Raw genomic sequence first — 7413 nt, forward strand, 5'->3', positions numbered from 1 at the left:
GCAGCTCTCTCCTTTTTTCGTTGCACAAAATGTGTTGCCTTCATTATACCGCCGCGCGGCCTTTGTTGCAACCCTGCCCCTTTACAATCGTCCCTTCTTGTGCGATAATTTGTAATATCTATGGCGCGCCGGTGCGCGGCGTGCTCTGTGTGAAAAGGGGAAAGTATTATGAGCAACATCATCCTGCCTGCGGGCTACAAGCCCGCCCTCAACCTCTACGACACCCAAATGGCCATCGGCACCGTCAAGCGGCTGTTTGCCGATACCCTGTGTGCCACCCTGAACCTCCGCCGTGTGTCGGCCCCTCTGTTTGTGGAGGCGTCCACCGGCCTCAACGACGACCTGAACGGCGTGGAGCGGAAGGTATCCTTTGATATGAAGGACACCGGCGTCACCGCCGAGGTGGTCCAGTCCCTGGCCAAGTGGAAGCGCAAAGCCCTGAAGGACTACGATTTCCATGTGGGCAAGGGCCTGTACTGCGACATGAACGCCATCCGCCGGGACGAGGAGCTGGACAACCTCCACTCGGTCTATGTGGACCAGTGGGACTGGGAGAAGATGATCCGTGAGGAGGACCGGAACCTGGACTACCTGAAGAACGTGGTGCGGGCCATCGTGTCGGCGGTGTGCGCCACCGAGATGAACCTCCACGCCATGTTCCCCCAGCTACAGGAGCTGCCCCTCCACAACCCCAATGTGACCTTCATCACCAGCCAGGAGCTGGAGGACCTGTACCCTGACCTGACCCCCAAAGAGCGGGAAAACGCCTTTGTCAAGGAACACGGCACCACCTTCCTGATGCAGATCGGCCGCAAGCTGCGCAGCGGCAAGCCCCACGACGGCCGGGCCCCCGACTACGACGACTGGGACCTGAACGGCGACCTGCTGTTCTGGAACAACCCGCTGGAGTGCAGCTATGAGCTGAGCAGCATGGGCATCCGCGTCAGCCCCGAGAGCCTGGACCGCCAGCTCACCGAGGCCGGCTGCGACGACCGCCGCACCCTGCCCTTCCACAAGGCCCTGCTGGCCGGCGAGCTGCCCTACACCATCGGCGGCGGCATCGGCCAGAGCCGGCTGTGCATGCTGCTGCTGGGCAGCGCCCACATCGGCGAAGTCCAGGCCACCGTCTGGGACGCCCACACCCGGGAAGCCTGCGCCAAGGCCGGCATCCCCCTGCTGTAACCCTGTCTGAGCCAAAAGGGCCTGCCCCGTCTTTGCGGGAGCAGGCCCTTTTTCTGTGTTATTCTTCTGCCATGTTGCTGAACAGGCCCGGGATGCCGCACAGGGCGGCTGCACCCACCACCGTGAACACGATGCGGGACCACAGCGAGGTGCTGCCGCCCAGCAGCCAGCCAACCAGGTCGAACTGAAACAGTCCGATCAGACCCCAGTTGATGCCGCCGACGATCATCAGACACAAACAGATTTTATAAAAGGTCTGCACAAAAAGCCCCCCTTCCTGCCGGTATCTTGCCCGGGGGAAGGGGGTTTTATGCACAGACGGGGCCGAAATCCCGGCTCCGTTTAGTTTTTCAGGGACTGCATGGGGGCGGGCAGGCGGCCGCCGCGGTTGATGAACACCGAGGGGTCCTTCTGGTTGATGGGCATGATGGGGCCATAGCCCAGCAGCCCGCCGAAGTCCAGCACCTCGCCGGCCTTGCGGCCGATGGCGGGGATGACGCGGACGGCGGTGGTCTTGGAGTTGACCATGCCGATGGCGGCCTCGTCGGCGATCAGGCCGCTGATGACCGAGGCGGGGGTGTCGCCGGGAATGATGACCATATCAATGCCCACGCTGCAGACCGCGGTCATGGCCTCCAGCTTCTCGATGGTCAGGCAGCCGGTCTCGGCGGCATGGATCATGCCGGCGTCCTCGCTGACCGGGATGAAGGCGCCCGACAGGCCGCCCACATGGTTGGAGGCCATGACGCCGCCCTTCTTGACGGCATCGTTCAGCAGGGCCAGGCAGGCGGTGGTGCCGCAGCAGCCGCAGGTCTCCAGGCCCATCTCCTCCAGAATGTTGGCCACGCTGTCGCCAATGGCAGGAGTGGGGGCCAGGGACAGGTCGATGATGCCGGCAGGGACGCCCAGCTCACGGGAGACCAGGTTGGCCACCAGCTGGCCCACACGGGTGATCTTGAAGGCGGTGCGCTTGACCAGGTTGGCCACCTCGTCGATGGGGGCGTCCTTGGGCAGGCGGGCCAGGGCGGCGCGGACGGCGCCGGGGCCCGAAACGCCCACGTGAATCTCACAGTCGGGCTCGCCTGCGCCGTGGAAGGCGCCGGCCATAAAGGGGTTATCCTCGGGCGCGTTGCAGAAGACCACCAGCTTGGCGGCGCCGATGCACTGGCGGTCGGCGGTCAGTTCGGCAGTCTTGCGGACGGCCTGGCCCATCAGCTTGACGGCGTCCATGTTCAGGCCGGCCTTGGTGGCGCCGATGTTCACCGAGCTGCACACAATGTCGGTCTGGGCCAGGGCCCGGGGAATGGACTCAATCAGCCGCTTGTCGCCGGCCGAAAAGCCCTTGTGCACCAGAGCGGTGTAGCCGCCCACAAAGTTGACGCCCACGGCCTTGCCGGCGGCGTCCAGGGTCTTGGCAAAGTCCACCGGGTCGGCGTCGGGGCAGGCCCCCAGCAGCATGGCGATGGGGGTGACGCTGATCCGCTTGTTGATGATGGGAATGCCGTACTCCTCCGAGACGGCATCCACCGTGGACACCAGCTTGGCGGCGCGGGTGGTGATCTTGCGGTAGATCTTCTCACAGGCCCGGGCCGGGTCGGGGTCGATGCAGTCCAGCAGGCTGATGCCCATGGTCACGGTGCGGACGTCCAGGTTCTCCTGGGTGAACATCTCAATGGTTTCGAGGATATCCCCCGTGTTGAACATACTCATTTGATGTACTCCCCTCCCGTCAGATGGTGTGCATGGCGTCAAAGACTTCCTGCCGGGTCAGGGTGATCTGCATATCCATCTCACCGGCCAAGGCGTCGGTGCGGCGGCGCAGCTCCTCATGGCTCACATTGCAACCGCCCAGATCCACCAGCATAATCATGGCGAACATACCCTGCAGAATGCTCTGGGTGATGTCCTCGATGTTGATGCCCAGCTCGCTGCACAGGCTGGATACACGGGCGACAACGCCTACGGTGTCTTTGCCGACGACAGTAATAAACGCTTTCATATTCCGTCCCTCTTCTCACTTGCAGGCAAATGGCGGGGCCGGGCGGCCCCTCAACGTATTTAGTATAGCAGATTTGACGAATTTTGAACACTCCTTTTAGAAAAAAAGGCGAACCGCCCCTTTCACGCCCCCAAACCACCCAAAAAGCAGGTGCAATCCGGCCGGGGGTGTGCTATACTTGTTTTATTCTGTTAAAGAGAAGGAGTGTAAGGATATGGAACAGCTTTTGAAATTACTGGAAAACAACGCCCGCCTCCCCCTGGAGGACATTGCGGCCATGCTGGACAAACCGGTGGACGAGGTTGCCGCCCTGATGGACGAAGCCGCCGCCAAGGGCTATATCAAGGGCTACAAGACCCTGGTGGACTGGGAAAAAGTCGGGGTTGACCTGGTGGAAGCCGTCATCGAGCTCCACGTCTCCCCCAAGAAGAGCCGCGGCTTCGATGAGATTGCCACCACCATCGCCTCCTTCGACGAGGTGGAGAGCGTGCTGCTGATGAGCGGCGGCTACGATTTGCAGCTGGTGATCCGGGGCAAGACCTTCCAGGAGGTGGCCCTGTTTGTGGCCAAGCGCCTGTCCCCCCTGGACGACGTGCTGTCCACCGCCACCCATTTTGTCCTCCGCATCTACAAGCGGGAGGGCAAGCTCTACCAGCTGGAAGAGATCGACGAAAGAGAGTGCGTACTGTGATGGACTACGATAAGCTGATTGCGCCTGCTGCGGCGGCCATGCGTCCGTCCGGCATCCGCAAATTTTTCGACCTGGCCGCCGATATGCCCGAGTGCATCAGCCTGGGCGTCGGCGAGCCCGACTTCAAGACCCCCTGGGCCATCCGGGAGGCCGGCATCGAATCCCTGGAGATGGGCCACACCAAGTACACCTCCAACGCCGGCCTGAAGGAGCTGCGGATCGAAATTTCCCGCTATCTGGAGCGGCGGATGGATCTGCGCTATGACCCCATGCGGGAAATCCTGGTGACGGTGGGCGGCAGCGAGGCCATCGACATGTGCATCCGGGCCCTCATCTCCCCGGGGGACGAGGTCATCATCCCCGAGCCCTGTTTTGTCTGCTATGACCCCATCACCACCCTGTCGGGGGGCGTGCCGGTGCATCTGCCCTGCCGCCGGGAGGACCAGTTCCGCCTGAACGCCGAGGCCCTGCGCCAGGCCATCACCCCCAAAACCAAGCTGCTGATCATGCCCTTCCCCAACAACCCCACCGGCGCAGTCATGAGCCGGGAGGACCTGGAAGCGGTGGCCGAGGTGCTGCAGGGCACCGACATCATCGTCCTGTCGGATGAGATTTACGCCGAGCTGACCTACGGCCCCCGCCACGTGTCCATCGCCTCCCTGCCGGGGATGCGGGAGCGGACCATCGTAGTCAACGGCTTTTCCAAGAGCTACGCCATGACCGGCTGGCGCCTGGGCTATGCCTGCGGCCCCGAGCCTATCATCAAGGTCATGACCAAGATTCATCAGAGCGCCATCATGAGCGCCCCCACCACCAGCCAGTACGCCGCCATCGTGGCTCTGCGGGAGTGCGACAACGAGATCGAGCGGATGCGCGAGGAGTACAACATGCGCCGCCGTCTGGTGGTCAAGGGCTTCAACGATCTGGGCCTGACCTGCTTTGAGCCCCAGGGCGCTTTCTACACCTTCCCCTGCATCCAGTCCACCGGCATGACCAGCCAGGAATTCTGCACCACCCTGCTGCAGGAAAAACACGTGGCTCTGGTGCCGGGCGACGCCTTCGGCGCGTCGGGCGAGGGCTTCTGCCGGGTGTCCTATGCCTATTCGGTGGACCATCTGCGGGAGGCCCTGCGCCGCATCGCCGCCTTTTTGCAGGAACGGGCCAAGTAAGGAGGAACACCCATGGCAGCACCCCTTCAGAGCGTCAGCGTCCTGGCTCCGGCCAAGCTGAATCTCTCCCTGGACGTGGTGGGCATCCTGCCGGGCGGCTACCACGCCCTGGATATGGTCATGCAGGCGGTCAACCTGTACGAGCAGGTGACCCTCCGGCGCAGCGAGGACCTGGTCCTGCGGCTCCCCGGCACCCGGATTCCCACCGGGCCCAAAAACACCGCCTACAAGGCCGCTCTGGCCTTTTTCCACTACACCGGCCTGCTGGCCGGGGCTGACATCACCATCCGCAAGACTGTCCCGGTGCGGGCCGGCATGGCGGGCGGCTCCGCCGATGCCGCCGCCGTTCTGGTGGGCCTCAATGCCCTCTATGGCGCCCATCTGTCCATGACCGAACTGTGCGCCCTGGGAGCCTCGGTGGGGGCGGACGTCCCCTTTGCCCTGATGGGCGGCACCTGCCGGGTTCAGGGTCTGGGGGACCTCATCAAGGCCCTGCCCCCCTGCCCCGACTGCTGGTTTACGGTGGTGATGCCGGGCTACGGCATCTCGACCCCGGCTGCCTTTGCGGCCTACGACGAGATCGGTTCCCCCACCCATCCCGACTGCGCCGCCCAGGAGGAGGCCATCCGGGCCGGGGATCTGGGCGGGATCTGTGACACCGCCGGCAACGCCCTGGAAGTCTGCGTCGGCGGAGCGGACACCGCCTCCCTCAAGGAAGCCCTCACCGCCCACGGCGCCCGGGCTGCCCTGATGACCGGCAGCGGCGCGGCGGTCTTCGGCATCTTTGACGCCGAGGAAACCGCCCGTCAGGCCGCCGCGGCTCTGGAGGCTCCCGGCCGCCAGGTCTATGTCCTTCGCCCCGACCGGGGCGGGGCACGGGTGGTCAAGGTCACCCGCTGAACACAATACACATCCGGGCGGCACAGGAAAATTTTTCCTGCGCCGCCTTTCTGCTGGCATAAAGCAGGGGCGGCAGGCCCATACTTCCGGCAAATCCACCGGAAAGGGGCCTGCCGCCTTATGTATTCCTCCCAAAACGTACTTACCCGCACCCAGATGCTGACCCTCTGCCTGGCCCTGCTGGGCGGGCTGTTTCTGGCCTGGGCCGCCGGCTGGTGGGACACCCAGCAGCAGACCGGCGAGGCCCTCCGGGCCGACACCATCCGGCTCCACGTCCGGGCGGACAGCGATTCGGTTCTGGACCAGACCTGCAAGCTGGCGGTCCGGGACGCCCTGCTGGAGCTGACCCAACGTCTCTACCAGGACGCCGCCACCGCCGCCGAGGCCCGCACCCTGGCGGCCCGGCATCTGGTGGACATCCAGTGGACCGCCCAGCAGACCCTGGCCCGGCTGGGCGCCGCCCGGACCGTCCGGGTGAGCCTGGTGAACATGTATTTTGATACCACCCATTACGGCAGTTTCTCCCTGCCCGCCGGCCGCTACGACGCGGTGCGGGTGGACATCGGCGCGCCGGACAGCTACGGCCGGAACTGGTGGTGCGTCCTCTACCCCGGCCTGTGCACCACCGCCTGCGGCAGTTACGACGACCCCGCCGAAAACGACCTGATCTGCGGGGACTACATCCTCCGGCTGCGGGTGGTGGAGCTGTGGCAGCAGCTCACCGCCGACCGCCGGGACAAAACCCTGGTCACTTTGATGTAGCACATCTCCATTCCGCCGCATACACTGGGACAGGAGGTGGAATCACACAATGGCTAAACCCGCATATTATTCTCTGTCTCAGACCGGCTCCAACGGCCCCGATGTTGCTCTGATCCAGATCTGGCTCAACGGGGTGCGGGGCAACTGCACCCAGTATCCTGTCCTGACGGTGGACGGAGCCTTCGGCTCCTCGACCGCCAACGCCGTCAAACAGTTTCAGGTCATGAACAACCTGACCGCCGACGGCAAGGTGGGCCAGCAGACCTGGAACGCCCTGTACGACAAATACGCCGCCATCCACGGCGGCCAGGAGCAGTATCCCGGCATCAACATGAAGAGCGGCCAGAAGGGCGCCACCGTCAAGAGCGCTCAGCAGCGGCTGAACGCCAAGGGCGCCAGCCTCACCGCCGACGGCAAATTTGGCAGCAAGACCTATTCCGCAGTGGTCAGCTTCCAGAAAGCCAGCGGCCTGACCGCCGACGGCGTCATCGGACGCACCACCTGGACCAAACTGTACAACTAAGCCGGTCCCGGCCCGCAGACCTCTCACGGCCTGCGGGCCCTTTTTGTTGGAACACATAATCCCCCGCCGGACCGGGCACACTGGCAGCGGAGGTGTAGCTTTATGGTTTATTTTGCAAGACAATCCCATCAGGAAGGGGACGCCCCCGCTGTGACGCCCCCGGCCCAGCCCCAGGAACCTGCCATCC

Annotated in this window: 9 protein-coding genes; 6 read left to right on the top strand and 3 right to left on the bottom strand. The window is 64.1% G+C overall.

Annotated features, from left to right (window positions below; translation table 11 throughout):
* Positions 1-168 precede the first annotated feature (168 nt).
* Positions 169-1182, top strand: coding sequence for an aspartate--ammonia ligase (gene asnA, locus B5G28_RS08235; protein WP_087247734.1), 1014 nt, complete (start codon positions 169-171; stop codon positions 1180-1182).
* A 58-nt stretch (positions 1183-1240) separates the two neighbouring features.
* Here the strand turns inward: asnA and B5G28_RS08240 are convergent, their stop codons facing one another.
* The 3 genes from B5G28_RS08240 to B5G28_RS08250 form a co-directional block, all read right to left on the bottom strand.
* Positions 1241-1444: a DUF378 domain-containing protein gene (locus B5G28_RS08240; protein WP_087247736.1), complete on the bottom strand. Its 204-nt coding sequence runs from the start codon at positions 1442-1444 to the stop codon at positions 1241-1243.
* A gap of 80 nt (positions 1445-1524) precedes the next feature.
* On the bottom strand, positions 1525-2892 hold the full coding sequence (locus B5G28_RS08245) for a PFL family protein (RefSeq protein ID WP_242967528.1): 1368 nt from the start codon (positions 2890-2892) through the stop codon (positions 1525-1527).
* 19 nt (positions 2893-2911) lie between these two features.
* The gene (locus B5G28_RS08250; protein ID WP_087247740.1) at positions 2912-3181 is read right to left on the bottom strand and encodes an ACT domain-containing protein; all 270 of its coding nucleotides are present in this window, start codon (positions 3179-3181) and stop codon (positions 2912-2914) included.
* 214 nt (positions 3182-3395) lie between these two features.
* Between B5G28_RS08250 and B5G28_RS08255 the strand changes: the two genes are divergently transcribed.
* From B5G28_RS08255 to B5G28_RS15190, 5 genes are all read left to right on the top strand, one after another.
* A complete protein-coding gene (locus tag B5G28_RS08255) occupies positions 3396-3872 on the top strand; it encodes an Lrp/AsnC family transcriptional regulator (RefSeq protein WP_087247742.1) in 477 nt (158 codons plus the stop codon).
* Entirely contained in the window at positions 3872-5041 is a 1170-nt protein-coding gene (locus tag B5G28_RS08260; protein WP_087247744.1) for an aminotransferase class I/II-fold pyridoxal phosphate-dependent enzyme, read from the top strand. Before B5G28_RS08255 ends, B5G28_RS08260 begins: the two co-directional genes overlap by 1 nt.
* Positions 5042-5053: 12 nt before the next feature.
* Positions 5054-5941 (top strand): 4-(cytidine 5'-diphospho)-2-C-methyl-D-erythritol kinase, encoded by an 888-nt coding sequence (gene ispE, locus B5G28_RS08265; RefSeq protein WP_087247746.1) that lies wholly within the window; start codon positions 5054-5056, stop codon positions 5939-5941.
* 120 nt (positions 5942-6061) lie between these two features.
* The gene (locus B5G28_RS08270; RefSeq protein WP_242967530.1) at positions 6062-6703 is read left to right on the top strand and encodes a stage II sporulation protein R; all 642 of its coding nucleotides are present in this window, start codon (positions 6062-6064) and stop codon (positions 6701-6703) included.
* Between the two features lie 49 nt (positions 6704-6752).
* Positions 6753-7226, top strand: coding sequence for a peptidoglycan-binding protein (locus B5G28_RS15190; protein ID WP_087247748.1), 474 nt, complete (start codon positions 6753-6755; stop codon positions 7224-7226).
* The last annotated feature ends 187 nt before the right edge of the window (positions 7227-7413 follow it).

This window comes from Faecalibacterium sp. An77 (assembly GCF_002161315.1).
In the GTDB taxonomy this organism is placed as follows: Bacteria; Bacillota; Clostridia; order Oscillospirales; family Ruminococcaceae; genus Faecalibacterium.

Bases quoted from the DNA above. Each gene is read 5' to 3' on its own strand.
- asnA (WP_087247734.1), top strand. From the start codon at position 169: ATGAGCAACATCATCCTGCCTGCGGGCTACAAGCCCGCCCTCAACCTC.
- B5G28_RS08245 (WP_242967528.1), bottom strand. From the start codon at position 2,892: ATGAGTATGTTCAACACGGGGGATATCCTCGAAACCATTGAGATGTTC.
- B5G28_RS08250 (WP_087247740.1), bottom strand. From the start codon at position 3,181: ATGAAAGCGTTTATTACTGTCGTCGGCAAAGACACCGTAGGCGTTGTC.
- B5G28_RS08255 (WP_087247742.1), top strand. From the start codon at position 3,396: ATGGAACAGCTTTTGAAATTACTGGAAAACAACGCCCGCCTCCCCCTG.
- B5G28_RS08260 (WP_087247744.1), top strand. From the start codon at position 3,872: ATGGACTACGATAAGCTGATTGCGCCTGCTGCGGCGGCCATGCGTCCG.
- ispE (WP_087247746.1), top strand. From the start codon at position 5,054: ATGGCAGCACCCCTTCAGAGCGTCAGCGTCCTGGCTCCGGCCAAGCTG.
- B5G28_RS08270 (WP_242967530.1), top strand. From the start codon at position 6,062: ATGTATTCCTCCCAAAACGTACTTACCCGCACCCAGATGCTGACCCTC.
- B5G28_RS15190 (WP_087247748.1), top strand. From the start codon at position 6,753: ATGGCTAAACCCGCATATTATTCTCTGTCTCAGACCGGCTCCAACGGC.